The sequence below is a fragment of the Nonomuraea sp. AD125B genome (genome assembly GCF_041402765.1).
Classification (GTDB): Bacteria; Actinomycetota; Actinomycetes; order Streptosporangiales; family Streptosporangiaceae; genus Nonomuraea; species Nonomuraea bangladeshensis.
This window is the reverse complement of sequence record NZ_JBGLOU010000010.1, coordinates 53,708-76,348: the sequence shown is the minus strand read 5'-3', so window position 1 is coordinate 76,348 and position 22,641 is coordinate 53,708. Positions and strand designations below refer to the sequence as shown.

The 22,641-nt window shown below is 72.9% G+C and carries 25 protein-coding genes; 11 read left to right on the top strand and 14 right to left on the bottom strand.

Going from position 1 to position 22,641, the window contains the following annotated elements:
• Positions 1 to 105 precede the first annotated feature (105 nt).
• From ACBR40_RS25995 to ACBR40_RS25980, 4 genes are all read left to right on the top strand, one after another.
• A complete protein-coding gene (locus tag ACBR40_RS25995) occupies positions 106 to 1,242 on the top strand; it encodes an SRPBCC family protein (protein WP_371250424.1) in 1,137 nt (378 codons plus the stop codon).
• A 188-nt stretch (positions 1,243 to 1,430) separates the two neighbouring features.
• A complete protein-coding gene (locus tag ACBR40_RS25990) occupies positions 1,431 to 1,637 on the top strand; it encodes a cold-shock protein (protein ID WP_091085183.1) in 207 nt (68 codons plus the stop codon).
• A gap of 150 nt (positions 1,638 to 1,787) precedes the next feature.
• Positions 1,788 to 2,018, top strand: a complete 231-nt coding sequence (locus ACBR40_RS25985; protein ID WP_344206378.1) for a hypothetical protein — start codon at positions 1,788 to 1,790, stop codon at positions 2,016 to 2,018.
• 172 nt (positions 2,019 to 2,190) lie between these two features.
• Entirely contained in the window at positions 2,191 to 2,484 is a 294-nt protein-coding gene (locus tag ACBR40_RS25980; RefSeq protein WP_344206377.1) for a hypothetical protein, read from the top strand.
• An 11-nt stretch (positions 2,485 to 2,495) separates the two neighbouring features.
• Here the strand turns inward: ACBR40_RS25980 and ACBR40_RS25975 are convergent, their stop codons facing one another.
• Complete coding sequence (locus tag ACBR40_RS25975) at positions 2,496 to 3,428, bottom strand: alpha/beta hydrolase (protein WP_344206376.1); 933 nt, start codon at positions 3,426 to 3,428, stop codon at positions 2,496 to 2,498.
• Between the two features lie 72 nt (positions 3,429 to 3,500).
• On the opposite strand from ACBR40_RS25975, the gene ACBR40_RS25970 reads away from it, so the two are divergent.
• Positions 3,501 to 4,064, top strand: a complete 564-nt coding sequence (locus ACBR40_RS25970; protein WP_371250423.1) for a TetR/AcrR family transcriptional regulator — start codon at positions 3,501 to 3,503, stop codon at positions 4,062 to 4,064.
• 125 nt (positions 4,065 to 4,189) lie between these two features.
• Positions 4,190 to 4,714: a hypothetical protein gene (locus ACBR40_RS25965; protein ID WP_371250422.1), complete on the top strand. Its 525-nt coding sequence runs from the start codon at positions 4,190 to 4,192 to the stop codon at positions 4,712 to 4,714.
• A gap of 12 nt (positions 4,715 to 4,726) precedes the next feature.
• Here the strand turns inward: ACBR40_RS25965 and ACBR40_RS25960 are convergent, their stop codons facing one another.
• Both ACBR40_RS25960 and ACBR40_RS25955 read right to left on the bottom strand, forming a co-directional pair.
• Positions 4,727 to 4,930, bottom strand: coding sequence for a hypothetical protein (locus ACBR40_RS25960; RefSeq protein WP_344206373.1), 204 nt, complete (start codon positions 4,928 to 4,930; stop codon positions 4,727 to 4,729).
• A gap of 69 nt (positions 4,931 to 4,999) precedes the next feature.
• The gene (locus ACBR40_RS25955; RefSeq protein ID WP_371250421.1) at positions 5,000 to 5,434 is read right to left on the bottom strand and encodes a MarR family winged helix-turn-helix transcriptional regulator; all 435 of its coding nucleotides are present in this window, start codon (positions 5,432 to 5,434) and stop codon (positions 5,000 to 5,002) included.
• 97 nt (positions 5,435 to 5,531) lie between these two features.
• On the opposite strand from ACBR40_RS25955, the gene ACBR40_RS25950 reads away from it, so the two are divergent.
• A complete protein-coding gene (locus tag ACBR40_RS25950; protein WP_344206371.1) occupies positions 5,532 to 6,416 on the top strand; it encodes an alpha/beta hydrolase in 885 nt (294 codons plus the stop codon).
• A gap of 7 nt (positions 6,417 to 6,423) precedes the next feature.
• Here the strand turns inward: ACBR40_RS25950 and ACBR40_RS25945 are convergent, their stop codons facing one another.
• Positions 6,424 to 7,281 (bottom strand): helix-turn-helix transcriptional regulator, encoded by an 858-nt coding sequence (locus ACBR40_RS25945; protein WP_371250420.1) that lies wholly within the window; start codon positions 7,279 to 7,281, stop codon positions 6,424 to 6,426.
• Between the two features lie 141 nt (positions 7,282 to 7,422).
• On the opposite strand from ACBR40_RS25945, the gene ACBR40_RS25940 reads away from it, so the two are divergent.
• Complete coding sequence (locus tag ACBR40_RS25940; protein WP_371250419.1) at positions 7,423 to 8,250, top strand: NAD(P)H-dependent oxidoreductase; 828 nt, start codon at positions 7,423 to 7,425, stop codon at positions 8,248 to 8,250.
• Between the two features lie 32 nt (positions 8,251 to 8,282).
• Here ACBR40_RS25940 and ACBR40_RS25935 read toward each other — a convergent pair whose 3' ends face one another.
• From ACBR40_RS25935 to ACBR40_RS25890, 10 genes are all read right to left on the bottom strand, one after another.
• A complete protein-coding gene (locus tag ACBR40_RS25935) occupies positions 8,283 to 9,869 on the bottom strand; it encodes a dipeptide ABC transporter ATP-binding protein (protein WP_371250418.1) in 1,587 nt (528 codons plus the stop codon).
• Positions 9,866 to 10,708 (bottom strand): ABC transporter permease, encoded by an 843-nt coding sequence (locus tag ACBR40_RS25930; protein ID WP_371250417.1) that lies wholly within the window; start codon positions 10,706 to 10,708, stop codon positions 9,866 to 9,868. Before ACBR40_RS25930 ends, ACBR40_RS25935 begins: the two co-directional genes overlap by 4 nt.
• 64 nt (positions 10,709 to 10,772) lie before the next feature.
• Positions 10,773 to 11,678: an ABC transporter permease gene (locus tag ACBR40_RS25925; RefSeq protein WP_371250416.1), complete on the bottom strand. Its 906-nt coding sequence runs from the start codon at positions 11,676 to 11,678 to the stop codon at positions 10,773 to 10,775.
• A complete protein-coding gene (locus ACBR40_RS25920) occupies positions 11,675 to 13,285 on the bottom strand; it encodes an ABC transporter substrate-binding protein (RefSeq protein ID WP_371250415.1) in 1,611 nt (536 codons plus the stop codon). The genes ACBR40_RS25925 and ACBR40_RS25920 overlap by 4 nt, the downstream gene beginning before the upstream one ends.
• Positions 13,282 to 14,493, bottom strand: coding sequence for an MsnO8 family LLM class oxidoreductase (locus ACBR40_RS25915; protein WP_371250414.1), 1,212 nt, complete (start codon positions 14,491 to 14,493; stop codon positions 13,282 to 13,284). The genes ACBR40_RS25920 and ACBR40_RS25915 overlap by 4 nt, the downstream gene beginning before the upstream one ends.
• Positions 14,490 to 15,617 (bottom strand): LLM class flavin-dependent oxidoreductase, encoded by a 1,128-nt coding sequence (locus ACBR40_RS25910; protein WP_371250413.1) that lies wholly within the window; start codon positions 15,615 to 15,617, stop codon positions 14,490 to 14,492. The genes ACBR40_RS25915 and ACBR40_RS25910 overlap by 4 nt, the downstream gene beginning before the upstream one ends.
• Entirely contained in the window at positions 15,614 to 16,795 is a 1,182-nt protein-coding gene (locus ACBR40_RS25905) for an LLM class flavin-dependent oxidoreductase (protein ID WP_371250412.1), read from the bottom strand. The genes ACBR40_RS25910 and ACBR40_RS25905 overlap by 4 nt, the downstream gene beginning before the upstream one ends.
• Positions 16,792 to 18,114, bottom strand: a complete 1,323-nt coding sequence (locus ACBR40_RS25900) for an NtaA/DmoA family FMN-dependent monooxygenase (RefSeq protein ID WP_371250411.1) — start codon at positions 18,112 to 18,114, stop codon at positions 16,792 to 16,794. Before ACBR40_RS25900 ends, ACBR40_RS25905 begins: the two co-directional genes overlap by 4 nt.
• Positions 18,111 to 19,025, bottom strand: coding sequence for a glutathione S-transferase C-terminal domain-containing protein (locus ACBR40_RS25895; RefSeq protein WP_371250410.1), 915 nt, complete (start codon positions 19,023 to 19,025; stop codon positions 18,111 to 18,113). Before ACBR40_RS25895 ends, ACBR40_RS25900 begins: the two co-directional genes overlap by 4 nt.
• Positions 19,026 to 19,039: 14 nt before the next feature.
• Positions 19,040 to 19,552, bottom strand: coding sequence for a flavin reductase family protein (locus ACBR40_RS25890; RefSeq protein WP_344206356.1), 513 nt, complete (start codon positions 19,550 to 19,552; stop codon positions 19,040 to 19,042).
• A gap of 411 nt (positions 19,553 to 19,963) precedes the next feature.
• Here ACBR40_RS25890 and ACBR40_RS25885 point away from each other — a divergent pair, with 411 nt between their 5' ends.
• From ACBR40_RS25885 to ACBR40_RS25875, 3 genes are all read left to right on the top strand, one after another.
• Positions 19,964 to 20,971, top strand: coding sequence for an ABC transporter permease (locus ACBR40_RS25885; protein WP_344206355.1), 1,008 nt, complete (start codon positions 19,964 to 19,966; stop codon positions 20,969 to 20,971).
• Between the two features lie 463 nt (positions 20,972 to 21,434).
• Positions 21,435 to 21,773 (top strand): Lsr2 family protein, encoded by a 339-nt coding sequence (locus ACBR40_RS25880; RefSeq protein ID WP_344206354.1) that lies wholly within the window; start codon positions 21,435 to 21,437, stop codon positions 21,771 to 21,773.
• Between the two features lie 147 nt (positions 21,774 to 21,920).
• Positions 21,921 to 22,598 carry a DNA alkylation repair protein gene (locus ACBR40_RS25875; RefSeq protein WP_371250409.1) on the top strand — a complete coding sequence of 226 codons (678 nt, stop codon included), beginning with the start codon at positions 21,921 to 21,923 and terminating at the stop codon, positions 22,596 to 22,598.
• Positions 22,599 to 22,641: the final 43 nt, after the last annotated feature.

The window sequence follows — 22,641 nt, the reverse complement described above, 5'->3', positions numbered from 1 at the left end:
GTCAGCGGGGTTATGTCGAGGTGCGGCGAAAGGCGGACATTGATCCGCGGCCGTCCCGATCATTAGTCTCGGTGCTCTGCGCACGTGCCCGCACTTGGAGGCCCGGTGAGCCCGGACACATCCCCCGACTTCGCGCGCATCGCCGCCGGATACGACCCCGATCCCGCGCTGTCGATGTCCCTGCACGCCGACGCCTACACCGATCCCGCCTGGTTCGCCGTCGACCAGCGGGAGATCTTCGCGCGCACCTGGCAGTGGCTGTGCCACGGGGAGAAGCTGCGCGAGCCGGGCGGTTACGTGACGGCCACGGTGGCCGGCATGCCGATCGTGGCCGTCCGCGACGAGGGCGGCACGCTGCGGGCGTTCTACAACGTGTGCAAGCACCGGGCGCACGAGCTGCTGTCGGGCTCGGGGGTGCGGCGCAGCATCGTGTGCCCGTACCACGCCTGGACCTTCGACCTGACCGGCCGGCTGCGGCGGGCGCGCAACACCGGCGGCATGCCGGGCTTCGACCCCTCCGGGGTGTGCCTGGACCGGGTCCAGGTGGCCGAGTTCGCCGGCATGATCTACGTCAACCTCGACCCGGCGGCGGCGCCGCTGGCGGAGCAGGCGCCCGGGCTGGAGGCGGACGTCCTGGCCCGCGCCCCCGACGTGGCCGGGCTGACCCTCGCCCGCCGGCTCACCTACGACATCGCCTCCAACTGGAAGAACGTCGTCGACAACTTCCTGGAGTGCTACCACTGCCACGTGGCGCACAAGGACTTCGTGTCCCTGGTGGACATGAGCACCTACAAGGTCACCACGTACGGGATCTACTCCAGCCACATGGCCAGCGCCGGCACGGCCGCGAACTCCGCCTACGACGTGTCGGGCGCGACGGTCACCGAGCACGCGGTCTGGTGGCTGTGGCCCAACACCTGCCTGCTGCGCTACCCCGGGCGCGGGAACTTCATGGTGCTGCAGATCATCCCCGACGGGCCCGAGCGCACCCGCGAGACCTGGGACTTCTACCTGGAGACCGCCGAACCGGACGAGGCGGAGCTGGACAGCATCCGCTACATCGACGAGGTCCTCCAGGTGGAGGACATCGCCCTGGTGGAGAGCGTCCAGCGCGGCATGCGCACCCCCGCCTTCACCCAGGGGAAGATCGTGTACGACCCGGACGGGTCCGGCCTGTCGGAGCACGCCGTGCACCACTTCCACGGCCTGGTGCTCGACGCGTACCGGCGTGCCGGTGCGTGAGCACACGGTGTGGGTGTGTTAGCCTGGACGGGTTGCAGTTATGGTACCCATAGGACTTATGCGCGCCTGACAGAGTGATCTTCGGGCGCGTTTTTTGTTGGCCGGTTTCCCCGGGGGGTTCATTGCGGCGGCACGAGATTCACGAGGTGTGAATTCTCAGTAAACGGCACTGTCAGAAGGAGATCGACATGGCCACCGGTACCGTCAAGTGGTTCAACTCGGAAAAGGGCTTCGGCTTCATCGCGCAGGACGGCGGCGGCGCCGACGTCTTCGCTCACTACTCCAGCATCGTCTCCAACGGCGGCTACCGTGAGCTGGTCGAGGGCCAGAAGGTTTCCTTCGACGTCGTCCAGGGCCAGAAGGGCCTGCAGGCGGAGAACATCGTCACCGCCTGACCCCGGCGCGTTCCGCCGCCGGCGTCCGCGCCTGACGCGGGCGCCGGCGGCTCGCCACGCCCGGATCGCCAGCCGGATCACCGCCGCGACATGCGGCGCATTTTCCCAGCTGGCTCGCTTTACCCGCAGGATGGGCGCATACTTGTTCAAATGAGACGTACTGCGCCCACAGTCCGGCGGCGGCCGCCCGGCAGCCCCTTCAACACCCCGGAAATCCCGGCTCCGCCGGTCGAGGAATACACGGTCGGCGACCGTGTCAGCCACGACAAGTACGGCCTCGGCCGGGTCCTCGCGGTCGAGCAGGACGTCGCCGTTCTCATTGACTTCGGCACCGCGACCTACCGCGTTCCCGCGCCGAACGCCAAGCTCGTGAAGCTGTGACGATCCTCGGCCGACCGTCCGACCATCCGGAGGACGCACCATCAGCGAGGCACCAGGTCACCCCACACGCCGTCGCATAGTCGAAAGCGCCGTCTTCGGCGCCCGCGACCGGTCCGGCCCCGAGGCCGCCCACTGGACCTGCCCCCACGGGCAGCACGTCGGCCAGGGCTGTGTGACCTGCTACCGCGCCGCGACCGAGGCCGACCCGGCGCTGCCGTTGTGGGACGCCGTGGCGTGGTTCACCTCGCCGAAACCGATCCCGATCAAGGTTCTGCACGACGTGCACCGTCACGGCCGCCACTTCCTGCTCGACCAGCCCTCGACGCCCCTGGTGTTCCTGCTGAGCGGGCAGGCCCGGGCGGCCCAGGCGGTGGAGGCGGTGGCGGGGCTGATCGGGTTCCTCATCGCGAACCGGAGCGTCGTCGACGACTTCACCGTGACGGAAGTGCGCGCCGTGCGGTTCTGACCGTCCCTTGATCAGAGGTGGGCGGCGAGGAAGTCCAGGATCTCCGCCCGCGCCGCCTCAGCCTGGGGCGCGAGGCCCGGCATGCTGAGGAACGCGTGCCCCGCCCCGGCGTACTCGGTGAGCCGCGCGGGCGTCCCGGCCGCCCGCAGCCGTTCGGCGTAGCGGCGGCCGTGGTCGGCCACCGGGTCCTCGGTCGGCACCACCACGAGCGCCGGGGCCAGCCCGCCCAGCTCGTCCGCGTGCAGCGGCGAGAGCGCGCGGGCGTCGGCCCCCGGCGGCACGGCGAGCCGCCGGAAGAGCCGCAACTGGGGCATGGAGAGCGCCGGGCTGCCGGCGTGCCGGGCGGTCGAGGGGTGGTCGAACATCGTCCCCGTCACGTCGGCCGCGGTGTTGACCAGCACCTGCGCCCGCAGGCCGAGGCCGGCCTCCCTGGCCCGGATCGCCGCCAGGGCGCTGATCAGCCCGCCGCAGCTCTCGCCGAAGACGGCGGCCCGCGCCGGGTCCACACCCCACTGCGCGGCGTGCTCCATCACGTGCCGCAGGACGTCCCAGCCGTCGTCTGCCGCCGCCGCCAGCGGGGTCCCCGGGGCGAGGAGGCGGTGCTCGACCGAGACGACGACCGCGGGCAACCGTACGGCGAGGTGGCTGTTCACCCAGTCGCTCTGCACCGCCGTGCCGACGAAGCCGCCGCCGTGCACGTGCAGCACGAGCGGCAGGTCCGCGCCGCCGCCTTCCGGCCGGTGGACGCGTACCGGGAGGTCGCGGCCGGGCAGGGGCACCTGGCACCAGTCGATCGAGGCGCCCGGTTCCGGGTCGCCGGTGATCGCGCGGGCCGCGGGGGACGCCCGCACGCGGTTCTCCGCGTCGCGGTAGGCGATCAGCTCCTCGTCGGTGACGGTGTCCCAGTCCGGCTCCGGCGGACGCTGCGCGGTGACCTCACTCATGACTTTCCTTTCACCAGTTTCGATACTTGAGGTTTCGATACTCAAGGTAGCGCAAACGGTAACGTATGGAGCATGGCCTCCACCACCCGGCCGCCAGGCCGGCCCCGCGCCGGACTCCACGACGCGGTCTTCGCCGCGACGCTGCGCACGGTCCACGAGCTCGGCTACGCCCGCGCCACCGTCGAGCGCATCGCCGCCGCGGCCGGCGTGGCCAAGACGACGATCTACCGCCGCTGGCCGTCCAAGGGCGAGCTGATCGTGGACTGCCTCCTGGACGCCTTCGGCCCGGTGCCGCCGTCGGGCGCCGACCGGGGCGAACTGATGTCCTCGGCCATCGGCTGGATCGCGGCGAAGATCGGCGAACCGGGGGTGGGCGACGCGTTCGCGGGCGTGTTCAGCGACGCCGTCAGCGACCCGGGCCTGCGCGAGGTCCTGGCCACGCGGCTGCAGGACCCCTACCGGCGGGCGCTCCAGGACGCGCTCGGCGAGCCCGAGAGCCGGGTCCTGTTCTTCATCGACGTCGTTGTCGGAGCCCTGCTGCACCGGATGGGCATGACCGGCGAGCCGATGGTGGAGGCCGATGTCGCCGCCCTGACCGAGATGGTCCTGGCGCACTTCGCCACCGGCCCGGCCTGACACGGGGTGAAAGTTTCAGGTGTGACGTGCCCGGACGAGGCCGTCCGGGGAGCGGCGCTGGTGCCGGGCCCGCGACCGGACCTATCGTGACGATCCCCGCTCCCCCGGCTCGCGAGAGGGACACCATGGCCTTCCTCCGACGTACCGTCCTGCCCGTGGCCCTCCTGCTGTCGGCCGCCGTGGCCGTCCCGGTGGCCGCGTACGCCGACACCTATCGCACCGCCACGTCCACCGGCTCGGGCGCCACCCGGGCCGCCGGAGCCGCCAACGCCGAGGCCAACGCCCGGGCCGAGCTGAACCGGCAGGCCGCCCAGGCGGGCGAGGTGTGCCCGAGCGTGTCCGTCTCGTCCAGCCTCGTCTACACGGCGCCGGACGGGTCGGCGTACGTCTACCAGGCCACCGCGTCCGGCACCTGCGTCACCCAGCCCTCGCAGCCGAGCCATCCGGTGCCGCGCAGCGCGACCCGCCAGGCGGGCGGATCCACCCCGTCGGCCGCCGTCCAGGCCGGCTCCCAGGCGGCCCGCGCCGCGATCCTCGCGGCGGGCGTGTCCTGCACGGGCTGGGCCACCACGTCGGCCCTGGTGTGGGCGGCGCCCGACAGCAGCTGGTACGTCTACGACGTCACGGTCTCCGCCTCCTGCACCAACTGACGGGGGCAGGGCTCAGCGGCCGCGGCCGGTGAGCCCCCGCACGCCGAGGAAGACGAGCACCAGGGCCACCACGAGGACGATCGGGCCGATGATCGCCCAGGTCGTGACGCCGCTCATCACGCTGCCGCCGACGATGCCCAGTCCTTGCAGGGTCCACACGAGCCCGGTCAGGGCCAGCAGGACGCCGAGGACGAGAAAGATCCGTGCCTTGACCATGTGAACGCTCCTCACGCGCTTTCGCTCGATCCTGCCGTACAGGCCGCGCCCCGCCCACCCCCGCCCGGATCAGGGCCCTTGTTCGGCTTCCAGTGCGGCCCGCATCGTGCGCAGGCCGTTCGCCAGCTCCTCCAGGGTCCCGGACGGCAGCAGGCCGGAGGTCCAGCGCGCGATCTCCTCCTCGTACGTCAGCCGCGCCCCGCTCAGGGCCCGCACCCCGGAGGGCGTGAGTTCGAGGAAGGACGAACGGCCGTCGGCCGGGTTCGCGACGCGGCGGCACAAGCCGGCCGCCACCAGCCGGTCCACCGCCTTGCTCGCCGCGCCGACCGTGATGGCGACCTCGTGCACGAGGTCGAGCACCCGGCAGCCCGGACGGCCGGCGATCACCGTCAGCAGGTCGTACTGGCCCAGCCGGATGCCGTGCTCGTCCCGCAGCCGGGCGTCCACGGCGTTCCAGAGCCGGGTCTCGACGCGGACGAGGTCCACGAACAACTCTCCGGCCATCAAAAACTTCCTCTCCGATCGCGGGAACAAGATTCCGCGGAATCTTGTTGCGAGGTGCATTCCAAGGAATCTATCCGACGTGACCTGGAGGTCGCTCATGAGCCGTCACCAGCGGCAAGCCCTGGACGCCCTGCTCCGCAACGCGCCCAAGAGCCCGGACGCCACGGTCGCGGAGGCGCGGGCCGGGTTCGACCAGCTGTTCCAGGCGCCGGCGCCAGAGGGCGTCGCCGTCCGCGACGTCACCCTCGGGGGGCGTCCCGCGCTGGAGTTCGAGCCCGGGGACGCGGCCGCCGGGACCGTGGTGCTCTACCTGCACGGCGGCGGGTACGTGGTCGGTTCCCCTCGCACGCATCTCGCCCTGGCGGGTGAGCTCGCGCGCCGGGCCCGTACCCGGCTGGTCTCGCCCGACTACCGGCTCGCCCCCGAGCACCCGTTCCCCGCGGCGGTCGAGGACGGGCTGGCGGCCTACCGCGAGCTGCTCGGGCAGGTCGAGAGCCCGGCGCACGTCGCCCTGGCCGGCGACTCCGCGGGCGGTGGGCTCGCGATCGCGACGCTGCTGGCGGCACGCGAGGAGGGGCTGCCGATGCCCGCGGCGGTCGTGACGTTCTCCCCCTGGACCGATCTGACGCTCAGCGGCGCGAGCATCGAGACCAAGCTCGGGATCGACCCGATCTTCGTCCGGTCGGACCTGGAGGGGTATCGCACGCACTACCTGGGAGAGCAGGACCCGTCCGCGCCGACGGCCAGCCCCGCGCTGGCGGACCTCACCGGCCTGCCGCCCCTGCTCATCCAGGCGGGCTCGAACGAGCTCCTGCTGGATGACGCGGTCCGCCTCGCCGCCCGCGCGGCCGCGGCCGACGTGGACGTGACGCTGCGGGTCTGGGGCGGGCTGCCGCACGTCTTCCAGCACCAGACGGCGCTCGTCGACGAGGCGGGCGAGGCGCTCGACGACGCGGCGCGGTTCCTCTTCCCCGGCGTCTGAGCCGCGTTCAGCTTCGCCCGGCCGGCAGGCCCTTCACTGGGGGATTTACTGGGGGATGGCCGGCCTCACCGAGCGCGCCCAGCAGGCGCAGCCCGTCCTCGGTGGGGCTTCCGGGCGCCGCGGACAGCACCAGCAGCTCCAGGCCCGATTCATCGGGCAGTGCGAAGTTCTCCTGGTGCAGTTCGAGAAGTCCGACCAGCGGGTGCAGGTACGCCTTGCGTCCATGGGTGCGGGCGCGTACGTCCGCCCGCGCCCAGAGGCGGCGGAAACGCCCGCTGCCCATCGCCAGCTCGCCGACGAGTGAGGCCAGGCGCGGGTCCCCGGGGTACTTCCCGGCCGCCAGGCGCAGGTGCCCGACCACGTCGAGGGTGCATTTCTCCCAGTCGGCGTACAGGCCGCGCTCGGCCTCCTTGAGGAAGATGTGCCGGGCGGTGTTCAGCCCCGGGATCTCCCGGCCGTAGAGGAGCCCGGCGAGGCGGTTCCCGGCGACCACGTCCATCCGGTGGTTCATGATCATGGCGGGCGCGTCGGTGACCAGGTCGAGCACCCGCAGCAGTTCCGGCCGCGGGCGCCCGCTGGGCGACTTCCCGTGGTGGCGGCGCTGCCGGGCCAGCCGGTACAGGTGCCCGCGTTCGGTCTCGTCGAGGCCGAGGACGCGGGCGAGCGCGTCGAGGACCTGTTCGGAGGGCTGGGTGGCGCGGCCCTGCTCCAGGCGTACGTAGTAGTCGACGCTGACTCCGGACAGGTGCGCGACCTCTTCGCGGCGCAGCCCTTGGACGCGGCGGCGGCTGTCGATGGGGATGCCGACGGCGGAAGGGTCCACTCGGGAGCGCCGGGTGCGCAGGAAGCCCGCGAGATCGTCCATGCCCCCAGTATGGCTCCGGTGACACACGTGAAGGTGGTCCTGCTGTTACCAGGAAGTCCCGACCGATGGAAGAGGCGCCCCTGAACGACGAGGTCCCGGCGGCCGAGCATCGATGGCGACACCTCGTTGAAGGAGACAGCCATGAGGACGCTCATCGTCTACGCCCACCCCGAGCCGCGTTCGCTGAACGGCTCTCTGAAGGACCTCGCCGTGTCCACCCTCGAAGCCGCCGGGCACGAGGTGCGGGTGAGCGACCTGTACGCGATGAACTGGAAGGCCGTGGTGGACGCGGCGGACTTCGGCGAACATGCCACGAGCCCGCTGCGGGTGATACCGAGCTCGGCCGGGGCGTACGACGCCGGCGCGCTCACGCCCGACGTGGCGGCCGAGCAGGAGAAGCTGCTGTGGGCCGACACGGTGATCCTCCAGTTCCCGATGTGGTGGTACACGATGCCGGCGATCCTCAAGGGCTGGGTGGACCGGGTGTTCTCCTTCCACTTCGCCTACGGCGTCGGAGTGCACGACGAGACCCGGTACGGCGAGCGTTTCGGTGAGGGGACGCTGCGGGGGCGGCGAGCGATGCTGTCGGTGACCGTCGGGGGCCCGGAGTCCCACTACACCGATCGCGGGATCAACGGCCCGATCGAGGACCTGCTGTTCCCGATCCATCACGGGATCCTCTACTACCCGGGCATGGAGGTGCTGCCTCCGTTCGTGCTGCACGGCGCCGACAAGATGACCCGCGGTGACTTCGAGGACGCCGCGAAGGCGTGGAAGGAGCGGCTGCTGTCGCTGGAGACGACCGAGCCGATCGCGTTCCGGCGCCAGAACTCCGGTGACTACGAGATCCCGTCACTGCGCCTGAAGGAGGGCCTGGAAGTGCCGGGTCGCCAGGGTTTCGGCCTGCACGTGCGGGACCCGCGGGCGGGCGACGGGACGAGCGGCCACCTTCGCCGGAACGGCCGGTGACGACAACCCCGCCCGCCCCGTGCGAGAGCCGCTCACGCCGCCGGCACCCCCAGCCGGGGCACCGCGGCGACCAGGGCCCGCGTGTACGGATGGCGCGGCCGGGTGAAGACGTCCTCGACGTCCCCCTCCTCCACCACCCGGCCGTCCTTCATGACCAGCACCCGGTCCGCGACGTGGTGCACCACGCCCAGGTCGTGCGAGATGAACACCATCGCGGTGCCGTACTCGGCCTGGAGGTCGGCGAGCAGGTCGAGGACCTGGGCCTGGACGGAGACGTCCAGCGCGGAGACCGGCTCGTCGCACACCAGCACGTCGGGGCGCGGCCCGAGGGCGCGGGCGATGGCGACGCGCTGGCGCTGGCCGCCGGACAGCTCGCGCGGATGGCGGTCGGCCGTCCCCGGCGGCAGGCCGACGCGCTCCAGGAGGTCGAGCACCCGTTCGCGGCGTTCCTTCGCGGGCAGGCGCAGCGGCTCGGCGACGAGCCTGCCGACGGTGTGGCGGGGGTCGAAGGAGTCGAGCGGGTTCTGGGAGATGAGCTGGACGCGGTGCCGGAGGGGGCGGCGGGCGCGTTCCGGCAGGTGGCTCCACTGCCGCTGGTGCAGGGCGACGCGGCCGTGCGCGGGTTCGAGGAGGGCGAGGGCGAGGCGGGCCAGGGTGCTCTTCCCCGAGCCCGACTCGCCGACGACGCCGAGCGTCTCCCCCTCGTGGAGGGTGAAGGAGACCTCGGCCACGGCGGGGCGCCGGTCGTAGGAGTGGCTGAGCGCGGTCGCGGCGAGGACCTGGGCGGACGGGTTCGGGGCCGGGCGGGTGCGCGGCGCGCCGGTGGTGAGCCGGGTGCCGCGGGAGGCGGCGGAGGGCACGGCGGCCAGCAGCGTCCTGGTGTAGTCGTGCGCGGGCGCGGCCAGCACCTGCCGGGCCGGGCCCTCCTCCACGACGAGGCCGTCCTTCATGACGAGGATGCGGTCGGCGACGGCGGCGACCACGGCCAGGTCGTGGCTGATCAGCAGCAGCGCCGTGCCGGCGGCCTTGCGTTCGGCGAGCAGGCGCAGGATCTGGGCCTGCACGGTGACGTCGAGCGCGGTGGTGGGCTCGTCGGCGATGATCAGGGCGGGGTCGGCGGCGATGGCGGAGGCGATGAGCACGCGCTGCCGCAGCCCGCCGGAGAGCTGGTGGGGGCGCTGCCCGGCGCGCAGCGCGGGCTCGGGCACACCCACGACGTCGAGCAGCTCCAGCACACGGGCGGCGCGGCGGGCGCGGGGCACGACGTCGTGGACGGCGAGCACCTCGGCGATCTCGGCCGCCGCGGTGCGCAGCGGGTCGAGGGAGGTCAGCGCGTCCTGGAGGACGAGCCCGGCGAACCCGCCGCGCAGCCGCCGCCAGTCGGCCGGGGTGAAGGCGAGCGCGTCGCGCCCGGCGACGCGGAACGACGCCGCGCGCACGGCGGAGCCCGGCCCGGCCAGGCCGAGCAGGGCGCGGGCGGTGACGCTCTTGCCGGAGCCGGACTCACCGACGATCGCCACGCACTCGCCCGGCTCCACGGACAGGGAGACGCCGCGGACGACCTCGGCCGGGCCGAAGCCCACCCGCAGATCCCGTACGTCCACCAGCGGTGACGTCATGGGGTTGTTCTCCCTTCGAAACGGCGCTGCAGGCGGCGCCCTACGACGGTCAGGCAGACGACGGTGAGCGTGATCGCGAGGCCGGGGAAGACCGCCTCCCACCAGGCGACCCGCAGGTAGTTGCGAGCTTCCGAGAGCATCGCGCCCCACTCGGCGGCGGGCGGCTGCGGCCCCATGCCGAGGAAGCTGAGCCCGGAGCCCGCGATGATCGCCGTGCCGAGCCCGATCGTGGCCAGCACGGGGATGGGGCCGAGCACGTTGGGCAGCACGTGCCCCGCGATGATCGCGGCACGGGGGCGGCCGAAGGTGACGGCCTGCTCGACGTAGCCGGAGCGGCGGACGACGAAGGTCTGGGCGCGGATCACGCGGGCGTAGGTGGGGACCTGGGCGACGGCGATGGCCAGGATGACGTTGCCCGTGCCGGGGCCGGTGATCGCCACGACGAGCAGCGCGAGCAGCAGCTCCGGCAGCGTGGACAGCACGTCGAACGCGCGGGTCAGCGTCTCCTCCAGCCATCGCGGCGACAGCCCGGCGGCCAGGCCGAGCAGCACGCCGCCGGTGACGGCGAGCCCGGTGGCGGCCACGCCGATGCTGATGGAGTGGCGGGCGCCGTGGACGACCCTGGCCAGCACGTCGCGGCCGAGGTGGTCGGTGCCGAGCCAGTGGGCGCCGCCGGGCGGGGCGAGCGCGGCCAGCGGGTCGGCGGCCAGCGGGTCGGCCGCGGTGAGCAGGCCGGGCGCGGCCACGGCCACGGCGAGCAGGGCCAGGAACGCCACCGGCAGGAGCACCGCGGCGGGCGGGATCCGCAGGGGCGGCGCGGTCCGGGTGATCGCGCTCATGGCCGGACCTCCAGGTGTCCGTCCCGGGCGAGGGCGCTCATGGCCGGACCTCCCGAGGGCGCGCTCATGCCCGGATCCTCGGGTCGATGACCCGGTAGGCCAGGTCGAGCAGGGTGCTGATGGTCACGTACACGACGGCCGACAGCAGCACCACGGCCATCACGACGGGCATGTCGCGGCCGGTCACCGCCTGCATGGCCACCTGGCCGAGCCCCGGCCGCCCGAACAGGATCTCGGTGATCACCGCGCCGCCCAGCAGCGTGCCGGTGAACCAGCCGGCCAGCGTCACGGCCGGGATGAGCGCGTGCCGCAGGGCGTGCCGGGCGACCAGGGCGCGCTCGGTGAGGCCGCGTGCCCTGGCCGTGACCGCGAAGGACTGCTCCAGCGCCTGCTCCAGCCCGCCGCGCAGCACCTGGCCGAGCACGCCGGCGATGGGCAGGCCGAGCGCGAGCGCCGGCAGCACCAGCGCCCGCGGCCCCTGCGCCCCCGAGACCGGGAACCAGCCGAGCGTGAAGGAGAACACCGCCAGCAGCACGATCCCGATGAGGAACGGCGGCACCGACACCGCGACCAGCTCGGCGGCCGAGGCCGCGCCGCGCGCCCACCTGCCCCGGCCCGCCGTGGCGAGCGCGATGACTCCGGCCAGCAGCACCCCGGTGCCCGCCGCGGCGAGGGTGAGCTGCGCGGTGGGCCCCACCTGGCCGGCCAGGATCTCGCCGACGCCGCGCTGCGCCTGGTAGGAGCGGCCGAGGTCGCCGTGGAGCAGCCGCCACAGGTAGGACAGGTACTGGACGATCTCGGGCCGGTCGAGCCCCCACTCGGCGACGATCCTGGCCCTGATCTCGGGCGTGTCGGGGCCGTCGCCGACCAGGATGTCCACGGTGTCGCCCGGCGCGAGCAGCAGGGCGACGTACGAGGCGGTGGCGGCGGCCCAGAGCACCGCGAGCCCCGCGCCGAGCCGTCTGATCATGTGCCGATCCGGACGTCGTACGCGCTCTCGGGCGTGCCGGAAGCGGGCTCGAAGCCGAGCCCCTGCACGTTGCGGCTGGCCGCGATCTGGTCGGCCGGGACGTAGATCGGGAACACCACGGCGTGCTCCTTCACGGCGGCCCGCTGCACCTGGGCGTACAGCTTCTTCCGCTCGGCCGGCTCGGACGTGGCCGAGGCGGCGGCCAGCCACTTGTCCACCCGGGGGTCGGAGAAGTGGGTGCGGTTGATGGCGGCCTTCGCCGGCAGGATGAGGTTGAGCGCGGCCCCGGCGTCGGCGTCGCCGCGGGAGTTGCCGAACAGCTCGTACGCGTCCTCCTCCAGGGCCTTCTGCGCGCTGCCCTGGTCGACGATCCGCACCTGGAAGTCGATGCCCGCGTTCTGCTTGACCTGGGCCTGGATCGCCTGGGCGAGGACGTCCCTGCGGTCGCGTACGTACGGGGCCGAGGCGATCTCGCGCACGGTGAGCCGCTTGCCGTCCTTGACGCGGTAGCCCTCGGCGTCGCGGGCGGTCCAGCCGGCGGCGTCGAGCAGGGCGTTGGCCTTGGCGACGTCACCGCCGAAGGAGTTCTCCAGCGAGGCGTCGTAGAAGGGGCTGCGCCGGCCGACGACGCTCCACGCCCTGGTGGCGGTGCCCCGGTAGACCGAGCGCAGCACGGCGTCCACGTCCACGGCCTCGCGGAAAGCCTCGCGCACCCTTTTGTCGTCGAAGGGCGGGTGTGAGGTGTTGAAGTAGTAGGAGTAGGCGGTGCCGGAGTTGAGCGACGTGTGCAGCGCCAGGGAGGGGTCCTTCTCGATCAGGGCGACCTCGGTGGCGGGCACCCCCTCGATGACCTGGACCTGGCCGGAGGTGAGCGCGCCGACCCGCACGGCGGCCTCGGGCAGGAACCGGTAGGTGATCTCGGCCAGGTGGGCGGGGCCCTGGTGGGCGGCTCCGGCGGGCGGCCAGCGGTAGGCGGGGTTGCGGCGGTAGTGGATCTCCTGGCCCTGGACGTACCTGTCGAGGATGAACGGCCCGGTCCCGACCAGGTCGGGGCCGCCGAACTTGAGGTCCTTGGCGCTCTTGAGCGACTTCGGCGAGATCTGCCCCGCGTACGGCGAGGCGAGGAAGTCCAGGAACAGCGCGTCCGGCTCCTTGAGGGTGATCCTGAGCCGGTGCGGCGCGACGACCTTGGCCTCCTTGAAGGACCTGAGCTGGATGGCGGCCACGGCCGCGTTGTAGCCGGGCACGAGGAACTGGTCGAGGTTGGCCTTGACGGAGGCGGCGTCGAACGCCGCGCCGTCGTGGAAGGTGACGTCCTCGCGCAGGTCCAGCGTGTACGTCAGCCCGTCGTCCGACACCGTCCACGACGTGGCCAGCCAGGGATGGTAGGAGCCGTCCTCGGCCTTGGCGAGGAGCGCGTCGAACTGGTTGAACACCAGCAGCCTCGCCTTGTTCTGCGACCACTGCTGGGGGTTGAGCGTGATGGGCTGCGTCTCGACGGCCCAGGTGAGCGTGGCGGGAGCGGCCTGCTCGGCGGCCGGCGCGCCGCAGCCGGCCAGGACCGCCAGCAGGACGGCGGACGCGGCGGCGGGGGCGAGGCGTCTCACGGGCGGTCCCAGGCGTCGGCGAGCAGCTCGTACGAGCGCACGCGGTCCTCGTGGTCGTGGGTGATGGTGGTGACGAGCAGCTCGTCGGCCCCGGTCACCCGGCGCAGCACGCGCAGCCCGTCGGCCACCTGGCCGGGTGTGCCGACGAACCGGGTGTCGAGCCGGTCCTGGACGAGCGCGCGGTCCTCGTCGGTCCAGACGTGGGCGTCGGCCTCGGCCGCGCTCGGGTACGGGATCGCGCCCGCGCCGGTCCTGATGCTGCGCACCCACAGGTCGTAGCCCTTGGCCAGCTCGCGCGCCCTGGCCTCGTCCTCGGCGACGACCGCGTCCGCGGAGACCATGACGTACGGCTCGGCCAGCGTGGCCGAGGGCTTGAACGCCTCCCGGTAGGCCGTGACGGCCTCCAGGACGCTGGACGGGCTGACGTGGTAGTTGGCCGCGAACGGCAGCCCCCGCTCCCCCGCGACCTGGGCGCTCTGCCCGCCGCTGCTGCCGAGGATCCACACCTCCAGGTCGGCACCCTCGCCCGGCACGGCCCGCACCTCGTGGGTGCCGGCCAGGAAGGCGAGCACGTCGTCGATCTGGTCGGCGAAGTCCGGCGTCCGCGCGCCCGGCTGCTGCAGCAGGGTGGCGGCGTGGGCGAGGTGGGGGTGCTGCGCCAGGCGGGAGTAGTCGAACGGCGGCGGGATGAGCAGCCCGTCCACGACCTCACCGGCGCGCGACTCCGTCGGCGGACCGGCGGCGGGCTCGGCGACGCGCGACTCCGGTGGTGGACCGGCGGCAGGCTCGCCGACGCGCGGCTTCGATGGCGGGCCGGCGGCGGGCTCAGGGGCGCGCGGGCCGGCGGCGGACGCCTCGGCGGCGAGTTCGGCGCGGCGCTGGCCGGAGCGGCCGATGCCGAGGTCGATCCGGCCGGGGTGCAGCGCGTCGATGAGGCCGAACTGCTCGACCACCGACAGCGGCGTCTGGTGCCCGAGCTGCACGGCCCCAGACCCGACGCGGATCGTGCTGGTGGCCGCGGCCACGAGGGCGATGAGCACGGCCGGGGCGGAGCTGGCCACGCCGGGCGCGAAGTGGTGCTCGGCCAGCCAGTAGCGGCGGTAGCCGAAGCCTTCGGCGCGCCTGGCCAGGTCGATGGTGTCGCGCAGCGCCCGCGCGACGGTGCCGCCCGACACGACGGGGGCGAGGTCGAGAATGGACAGCGTCATGCGGCACCCCCGGAGGAGACTGCGACCGGAGCCGCGGGAACGGCGGCGGGAGCGGCGGCTGGGACGGCGGCCGGGGAGGCGGACGGGGCGGCGGCCGGAGCGGTGGGGAACGGCCGGCTGGGGATCTCCGCGCGCAGCACGGGCGCGATCTCGGCCTGGAACAGCTCCAGCGCCCGCCGGTGCTGCGCCTGGGTGAGCCCGTCGGCGTCGGCGTGCAGGTGCATCACCTCGTGGCCGAAGCGCTTGTGGTAGCGCAGCACCTTGTCGACGATCTGCTGCGGGCTGCCGACCAGGATGGAGCTGCGTTCGATGGCGTCCTCCAGGGTGGGGAAGACCACCGGCAGGCCCAGCTTCCGCTGGAACTCGACGCGGGCGTCGAAGACCGGCCGGTAGGTGGCGATGGCCTCCTGCGAGGTGGGGGCCGCGTAGTAGCCGGCGCTGCCGGCCCCCACCAACGCGTCGGCGGGGTCGTGGCCGTAGAAGGCCCAGCGTTCGCGGTAGTGGTCGATCAGCTCGGCGTACGGGTCGATGGGGTGGGTGACGTTGGCCGAGAACAGCGGGTCGCCGTACCTGGCGGCCAGGTCGACCGACTCCTTGCTGGTGGCGCTGCCGTGCCAGACCCTGATCGGCCGCTGCAGGGGGCGGGGCCAGGTCTCGGCCTCGGTGAGCGAGGGGCGGAAGCGGCCCTGCCAGGTGACCTTGTCCTCCCGCCACAGGCGGCGGAACAGCTCGTAGCCCTCCCGGTTGCGCTCCCACTGGTCCTCGGCGGTGACGTGGAACAGCTCGGCCTGGGCGGCGCCGTTGCCCTTGCCGATGATCAGCTCCAGCCGGCCGCCGGACAGGTGGTCGAGCGTGGCGTAGTCCTCGTAGGCGCGTACCGGGTCGAGCAGGCTCAGCGTGGTGACCGCGGTGAACAGCCGGATCCTGGACGTCAGTGCCGCGATGTGGCTGAGCACGACGGGCGGCGAGGAGGAGATGAACGGCCGCTCGTGCCGCTCCCCCACCCCGAACCCGTCGAAGCCCAGCTCCTCGGCGAGGACCGCGTTGCCGACGACCTCGCGGAAGCGTTCGGTGGGTGAGCGGTCGTCGTTGTGCACGATCAGCGTGATGAGCAGAAATTTCATGACACCTCCGCGTAGCGGTTGGCGGGGCGCGGCAGGCCGAGCAGCCCGCGCAGCGTCGCGGCCTCGTAGGCGTGCCGGAAGGCCCCGCGCCCGCGCAGCTCGGCCGTGAGCCCCCGGGCGATCTGCTCCAGGTCGTACGGCAGCGCCCCCGGCCGCAGCCGGAACCCCTCGATGCCCGCGCGCCGCCACTCCAGCAGCACGTCCGCCAGCTCGGCCGGGGTGCCGGTGAAGATCGCGGCGTCGGAGACGAGCTCGGCCCCGTTCAGCTCGTCGAGGCGCGCCTTGCGCCGGGCCGCGTCCGCCCCCAGGAAGACGACCAGGTCGGCGAAGATCCTCAGGTCCGCCGACAGCCCTCTGACCTCCTCGACGACCTCGCGGGCGTGCTCGGCCGAGCGCGGGGTCACGTAGACCACGTCCGCCGAGGCGGCGGCGAACTCGTAGGGCAGCCGGGAGTGGGCGAGCGCGGTCACCACGGGCTGTCCCTGCGGCGGGCGCGGCGTGATCGACGGGCCCTTGACCGAGAAGAACGGCCCGGTGAAGTCGGCGTAGTGGAGCTTGTCGCGGTCGAGGAAGCGGCCGGTGGGGACGTCGCGGATCTCGGCGTCGTCCTCCCAGCTGTCCCAGAGCCGCCGCGCCACCTCCACGGCGTCGGCGGCCTCGGCGAACAGCTCGCGTACGTGCGGGTGGGCGGACAGGTCCGCGCCGCCCGGCCGGTTCAGCACCTCCTCCAGGGGCGGGAAGGCGCGGCGGCCGAAGTGCCGCGCCTCGAAGGACCGGGCGGAGATCTGCGGCCGCCAGCCGGCCCGTCCCCCGCTGACGTGGTCGAGCGTGGCGATGCCGATGGCGACGTGGAACGGCTCGGTGTGGGTGGTGGTGGCGGTCGGCACCAGCCCGATGCGGCTGGTGAGCGGGGCCAGCCGGGCGGCCAGCAGCACCGCGTCGAACCGGCCGCGCACCTGGTCGGTACGCTCGTCGGCGCCGTCCGTCAGGGTGGACTGGAGGCCGAGGGCGTCCTCGATGGTGACGAAGTCGAGCAGGCCGCGCTCGGCCTCGGCGACCAGGCCCGCCCAGTAGCGGGCGGAGAAGACGTCGGCCGCGGACTCGCGCCAGGCGGCGGGGTGCCAGCCGGCGCCGTCCAGGGCCACGGCGAGGTGCAGTGCGGCGAGGTGCGTGGTCACGTGAGCTCCAGGTGTTCGCGCAGGGTGGAGCCGGTGTAGTGGGTACGGAACGCGCCGCGTTCGCGCAGGATCGGCACCACCCGGTCCACGAAGTCGTCCAGGCCGCCGGGCGTCAGGTGCGGCACGAGGATGAACCCGTCGGCCGCCTCGGCCTGCACGTGCTCGTCGATCTGCCGGGCCACCGACTCCGGCGTGCCGACGAACGTCTGCCGCCCGGTGACCTCGATGACCAGCTCGCGGATCGACAGGTGCTTCTCCTCGGCGAGCGCCCGCCACTTGGCGGCCACGGCGGCGCGGTCCTTGATCGCCACCCGGCCCTGGGAGACGCCCCCGGACAGGTCGGGCTCGATGTCCGGCAGCGGGCCTTCCGGGTCGTACGCCGACATGTCCCGCCCCCACACCTGCTCCAGGAACGCGATCGCGGTCTGCGGCCCGACCTGGGCGCGGCGGATGGCGGCGGCGTTCGCGGCGGCCTCCTCCTCGGTGTCACCCAGGGCGAACGTCGCGCCCGGCATGATTTTGAGCTGGTCGGGCCGGCGGCCGTAGCGGGAGAGGCGGCGTTTGACGTCGGCGTAGAAGCGGCGGCCGTCCTCCAGCGAGCCGTGCGGGGTGAAGATCACGTCGGCGTGGCCGGCCGCGAACTCCCTGCCCTCGTCCGAGTCGCCCGCCTGGATGATCACCGGCCGGCCCTGCGGGGAGCGCGGCACGGTGGAGCGGCCCTCGACGTCGAAGTGCTCGCCGTGGAAGCGCACCTCGCCCACGGCGTCCGCGTCGCGCAGGAACCGGCCCGCCGCGCGGTCCGCCGTGACCGCGTCCGGCGCCCAGGAGTCCCACAGCTCGCCTGCGAGCCGGACGAACTCGGCGGCCCGCCGGTAGCGGTCGGCCCGGTCGAGGTAGCCGCCGCGGCGGAAGTTCTCGCCGGTGAAGGCGTCGGAGGTGGTGACCACGTTCCAGGCGGCCCGGCCGTCGCTGAGGTGGTCGAGCGTGGCCAGGCGGCGGGCCAGCTCGTACGGCTCGTTGAAGGTGGCGTTGACGGTGCCGGCGAGGCCGAGCCGCTCGGTCACCGCGGCCAGCGCGCTGAGCACGGTGAGCGACTCCGGCCGCCCGGCCACGTCGAGGTCGTGGATGCGGCCCTTCAGTTCGCGCAGCCGCAGCCCTTCGGCGAGGAAGAAGAAGTCGAACGTGCCGCGCTCGGCGGTCTTCGCCAGGTGGACGAAGGAGGCGAAGTCGATCTGGCTGCCGGAGCGGGGGTCGGCCCAGACGGTGGTGTTGTTGACGCCGGGGAAGTGCGCGGCCAGGTGCACGCGCCTGCGGCTCATCGCCGCCACCCCGGCGGCGTGTCCCAGGACGCGGGCAGGCCCTCGGTCGTCTCGCGGAAGGCGGGCAGCCGGTAGAGGTCGCGGGCGTACGGCCACAGGTGCTCGAAGTCGGGCAGTTCGCGCTCGCTGATCAGGTGGCCGCGGTTGTGCTCGGCGTCGAACCTGGCCAGCGTCACCCACAGCCGCACGTCGGCCTCGGTGATCGTGTCGCCGGTGAGGTAGCGGTGCTCGGCCAGGCGCTCGTCGAGGCGTTCGAGCGCGGCCACGACGCGGTGGCGCTCCCGCTCGCGCTCGTCCTCGGTGGCGGCGCGGGCCACGCGGGTGACGCCGGCGTTGACGTCGTGGTAGATCCAGGCGTTCAGCGTGTTGATCTCGGGGCGGAGGGCCTCCGGGTAGAGGTCGATCTCGGCCGTGGCCCACTGCCCGAACTGGGTGGCCAGGTCGAGGGTGATGTCGGGGAAGTGGTTGCTGACGATGCGGCCGCTCTCCCTGTCCCACAGGACGGGGACGGAGATGTGGCCGCCGTACCCCTTCTCGGTGGCGTCGTACGCCTGCTCCAGCAGGGTGAAGCCGTTGACCGGGTCGGGGCCGCGGCGCGCGCGGAAGGCCCAGCCGCGGCCGTCGCGCTCGTCGTCCACGTACGACAGGGAGACGACGTCCTCCAGGCCCTTGAGCTTGCGGACGATCGCGGCGCGGTGGGCGTACGGGCAGACCCAGGCGGCGTAGAGGTGGTAGCGGCCGGGCTCGGCGCGGAAGCCGCTGGAGCCGTCGGCGGTGACGCGGCCCTGGAAGGGGTAGAGGGGGCGGTTCCAGTCCGGGGACAGGTGCAGGCGGCCGGAGCCGTAGTGGCCGTAGGCGACGTGGTCGACGGGGCTCGCGTACACCGGCTGCCTGGTGCTGATGGTGGTCACGGTGAGGCTCCAGGTCAGGATTCGGGGTGGGCCAGGAACCGGCCGAAGCGGCCCTGGTGGTAGAGCAGCGGGCGGCCGGGGCCCCGCAGGTCGGCCTCGACGACCAGCCCGACGACGAGGATGTGGTCGCCGACCTCGGCGGTCTCGTACGGCAGGCACACCAGGTGCGCCGAGACGTCCTGGAGCAGCGGCGCGCCCAGGGGGCCCGGCCGCCAGCGGGTGGGCTCGGCGAAGCGGTCCACGCCCCTGCTGGCGAAGCGGGAGGCCAGCTCGGCCTGGTCGTGGGCCAGCACGTTGACGGCGAAGTGGTCGGCGGCGCGCAGCGACGGCCACGTGGTGGAGGAACGGTCCACGTAGAAGGAGACGAGGGGCGGTTCGAGGCTGACGGAGGAGAAGGAGGTGGCGGTCAGTCCGGAGGGCCGGCCTTCGTGCTGGGCGGTGATGACGACGACGCCGCTGGCGTGCACGGCGAGCGCGCGGCGGAACAGGTCCGGGGTGACGGCGAGCTCGGACGGGGCCGCGGTCATGCCGCCACCCCCGTACGTACGCGGGGCTTGGGGAAGCTGACTGAAGAGATGATCACGAGAGATCCTCACGACGAACGGCATGCTCGCGCCTCTCCCGGGCTCGTCCGGGAGGCGCGGCGTTGACCTGGATCGGCGGCGTGGGCTGCGGCGGCCACGCCGGGAACATGAAGACGGGGCGGGCTCGTACCGGCCCGCCGACGACCGTGATCAGCGACACTGGGCGCTGGCGACGTGGCAGAAGTCCACGTGGGAGCGCCTGGTCAGGAGAAGACCCTGCCTCATACGTCAGACGCTAGGCCGACGTCCCCGATAAGTCAATATTCCCTACTGGTTTTGCCGGGAAATCTGAAAGGCGCAGGGTGCGGCGTGTCGGCGGGCGGTCGGCGGCCGTCGCGCGCTTAGCGTGAGCGCATGCGTGACCGGACGGGCCGGCGGTGGGCGGACTTCAGGGAATCACCGTTCCTCCCCGCGACCGTGCTCGTGCTGATCGTCGCCGCCGCGGCGGGGCTGTTCGCCGGGTCCTACACCTACGCCATGGCCGCCCCGGCCCCGCACCGCGTGCCGGTCGCGGTGGTGGGGATCAGTCACCAGACCGTACGCGGCAAGGCCTTCGCCGCCGGCCTGGAGCAGCGGCTGAACGCCTCGCTCGCGCTGTCCTTCGAGCCCGACTTCGAGCGGGCCCTGCGGGCGGTCGAGGAGCAGCAGGTCTTCGGCGTCGTCGTGGTGCGCGGGGACGACGCCACCTTCTACGTGTCGAGCGCCTCCGGCGCGTCGGTGGCGCAACTGCTCACCGAGGCCGCACCCAAGGTCGCCCGGGAGGTCGGCCTGCGGCTGACCGTGCGGGACCTGAAACCGCTGCAGCGGGGCGACCCGCGCGGGCTGGCGCTGTTCTACATCACGCTCGCGGCCGTGGTCATCGGGTTCGTCGGGGCCGTCCAGCTCAACGCGAACGCGGGCGAGCTCGCCCCGTGGGAGCGCATCGCGTTCACGGGGGCGTACGCGGCGCTGGGGGCCCTCGCCATCGTGGCCGCCGTCGACTGGGTGCTCGGCGCGCTCCGGCTGCCGCTGCCGGAGTCCTGGTTCATCCTGGCGCTGACCATGTTCGCGTCGGGGATGGTGTTCTCGATGTTCCGCACGCTCGTGGGGCGCTGGGCGATGGTGCCCACGTGGGGGCTGATGGTGCTGCTCGGCAACCCCTCGTCGGGCGGGGCGGTGTCCTGGCCGCTGCTGCCGTCGCCGCTGGGCGTGATCGGACGCTGGCTGCCGCCCGGCGCCTCGGTCAACGCCCAGCACACCGCCGTCTACTTCGGCGGGCATCAGCGGCCGGCGCCGTTCCTCGTGCTGGGCGCCTGGGCGCTGGTGTCGTCCGCGGTCTTCCTGATCCGGGAGAACAAGAAGGGACGACAAGGAGGGTCTTGAAGTCGGATTCAATTCCGGATTCGGCGGAAACAGGACGGGATTGCCGCCCGCGCGCCTCGACGCCCGAAACAGCCGGCCTTCCTGGATCCGTACGGGCGGGCGGCCCGCGACATGCCCGTATTCCCTGATACCCCGGACAGGTGTTGCCCGGGCGCCGGGCCCGCGCGCGCGGAGACGCCCGGCCGATCCCGCCTTTCGCCTGGTCACGACCGTTCTCCTGGACCCGGGCGGACCGCGGCTCCGGCCGTACGTGAACGCCGGGGAAAGGCGGATCAACACGGCGGACGGACCGCGACTCGCGCGACACGGAAGATCACGGGACAAGCACGGCCCGCGCTTTGACGCGGTCCCGCGGGGCCGCGCGAGCCCGGCCTGCTATTCGCGACATGGCATTTGTGAGGATGCGTGTGTCTCTGAAGGGGACTACAGTATCCGCAAGCAACATCGGGGTTTGGAGCACCTTATGGCGAAGCGCATCGTGGAATCTTTTCTCGACGACCTCGACGGCAGTGAAGCGGAGGGCACCACGCGGTTCGCTCTCGACGGCACCGCCTACGAGATCGACCTGTCCGGCGAGAACAGGGAGAAATTGGAGAAGGCTCTGGCGCCCTTCATCACCAAGGCGCGCGCCGTCCGCGCGGGCAAGGAGCGCGGCCGTCGCGGAGGCGCCGGTTCGGCCCGTGAGATGGGCAGGGAGAAGGCGACGGAGATCCGCAAGTGGGCCAAGGCGCAGGGCCTGCCCGTGAGCGAGCGGGGCCGGATTGCCGCGACGCTGATCAAGCAGTACGAGGCCGCGCATTAAGAAGTGACCGCATTTGCCGGCCACTCCTGTATCAGCTTCCGCGCCCTCGCCGTGACACCCCGGTCCCGGCGAGGGGCATCATCGAGAACCACCGCGCATTTGTTGTGAACAGCCCGGGATTTCGCGCCGAAACGACAGGAGACCGGCATGACGGTGGCCGAAGTGACGGTGGCCGAGGTGATGGCCGAGCTGGCCGAGCTGGAGGACCCGAAGATCCGCGCGGTCAACGCGCGGCACGGCGACGATCACGGCGTCAACCTCGGCGCGTTGCGCGCCCTCGCCAAGCGGCTGAAGACGCAGCAGGAGCTCGCGCGCCGGCTCTGGGAGACCGGTGACACCGCGGCCCGGCTGCTGGCGCTGCTGATCTGCCGCCCCAAGGCGTTCGAGCGCGACGAGCTGGACGCCATGGTGCGCGAGGCGGGCGCGCCCAAAGTGCACGACTGGCTCGTCAACTACGTGGTGAAGAAGAGCCCGCACGCCGAGGAGCTGCGGCAAGCCTGGCTCGCCGACCCGGACCCGGTGGTCGCGAGCGCCGGATGGGCGCTGACCACCGAGCGCGTGGCGAAGAAGCCCGCCGGTCTCGACCTCGCGGGGCTGCTCGACGTCATCGAGGCCGAGATGAAGGCCGCGCCCGACCGCCTGCAGTGGGCGATGAACCACTGCCTGGCGCAGATCGGCATCGAGCACCCCGAGCACCGCGCCCGCGCCGTCGGCATCGGCGAGCGCCTGGAGGTGCTGAAGGACTACCCGGTCTCGCCGGGGTGCACGTCCCCGTACGCGCCCGTCTGGATCGAGGAGCTGGTGCGCCGGCGGGACGGCGCGTAGGCCCGGGGCAGAGGCGCCTGGCCTCGTCACCGATCCCGGTCCA

Bases quoted from the DNA above. Each gene is read 5' to 3' on its own strand.
- ACBR40_RS25915 (WP_371250414.1), bottom strand. From the start codon at position 14,493: ATGACGCTGTCCATTCTCGACCTCGCCCCCGTCGTGTCGGGCGGCACC.
- ACBR40_RS25965 (WP_371250422.1), top strand. From the start codon at position 4,190: ATGGCCTTCCTCCGACGTACCGTCCTGCCCGTGGCCCTCCTGCTGTCG.
- ACBR40_RS25945 (WP_371250420.1), bottom strand. From the start codon at position 7,281: ATGGACGATCTCGCGGGCTTCCTGCGCACCCGGCGCTCCCGAGTGGAC.
- ACBR40_RS25940 (WP_371250419.1), top strand. From the start codon at position 7,423: ATGAGGACGCTCATCGTCTACGCCCACCCCGAGCCGCGTTCGCTGAAC.
- ACBR40_RS25875 (WP_371250409.1), top strand. From the start codon at position 21,921: ATGACGGTGGCCGAAGTGACGGTGGCCGAGGTGATGGCCGAGCTGGCC.
- ACBR40_RS25930 (WP_371250417.1), bottom strand. From the start codon at position 10,708: ATGAGCGCGATCACCCGGACCGCGCCGCCCCTGCGGATCCCGCCCGCC.
- ACBR40_RS25935 (WP_371250418.1), bottom strand. From the start codon at position 9,869: ATGACGTCACCGCTGGTGGACGTACGGGATCTGCGGGTGGGCTTCGGC.
- ACBR40_RS25880 (WP_344206354.1), top strand. From the start codon at position 21,435: ATGGCGAAGCGCATCGTGGAATCTTTTCTCGACGACCTCGACGGCAGT.
- ACBR40_RS25975 (WP_344206376.1), bottom strand. From the start codon at position 3,428: ATGAGTGAGGTCACCGCGCAGCGTCCGCCGGAGCCGGACTGGGACACC.
- ACBR40_RS25890 (WP_344206356.1), bottom strand. From the start codon at position 19,552: ATGACCGCGGCCCCGTCCGAGCTCGCCGTCACCCCGGACCTGTTCCGC.
- ACBR40_RS25925 (WP_371250416.1), bottom strand. From the start codon at position 11,678: ATGATCAGACGGCTCGGCGCGGGGCTCGCGGTGCTCTGGGCCGCCGCC.
- ACBR40_RS25950 (WP_344206371.1), top strand. From the start codon at position 5,532: ATGAGCCGTCACCAGCGGCAAGCCCTGGACGCCCTGCTCCGCAACGCG.
- ACBR40_RS25970 (WP_371250423.1), top strand. From the start codon at position 3,501: ATGGCCTCCACCACCCGGCCGCCAGGCCGGCCCCGCGCCGGACTCCAC.
- ACBR40_RS25900 (WP_371250411.1), bottom strand. From the start codon at position 18,114: ATGAGCCGCAGGCGCGTGCACCTGGCCGCGCACTTCCCCGGCGTCAAC.
- ACBR40_RS25955 (WP_371250421.1), bottom strand. From the start codon at position 5,434: ATGGCCGGAGAGTTGTTCGTGGACCTCGTCCGCGTCGAGACCCGGCTC.
- ACBR40_RS25960 (WP_344206373.1), bottom strand. From the start codon at position 4,930: ATGGTCAAGGCACGGATCTTTCTCGTCCTCGGCGTCCTGCTGGCCCTG.
- ACBR40_RS25990 (WP_091085183.1), top strand. From the start codon at position 1,431: ATGGCCACCGGTACCGTCAAGTGGTTCAACTCGGAAAAGGGCTTCGGC.
- ACBR40_RS25885 (WP_344206355.1), top strand. From the start codon at position 19,964: ATGCGTGACCGGACGGGCCGGCGGTGGGCGGACTTCAGGGAATCACCG.
- ACBR40_RS25910 (WP_371250413.1), bottom strand. From the start codon at position 15,617: ATGAAATTTCTGCTCATCACGCTGATCGTGCACAACGACGACCGCTCA.
- ACBR40_RS25985 (WP_344206378.1), top strand. From the start codon at position 1,788: ATGAGACGTACTGCGCCCACAGTCCGGCGGCGGCCGCCCGGCAGCCCC.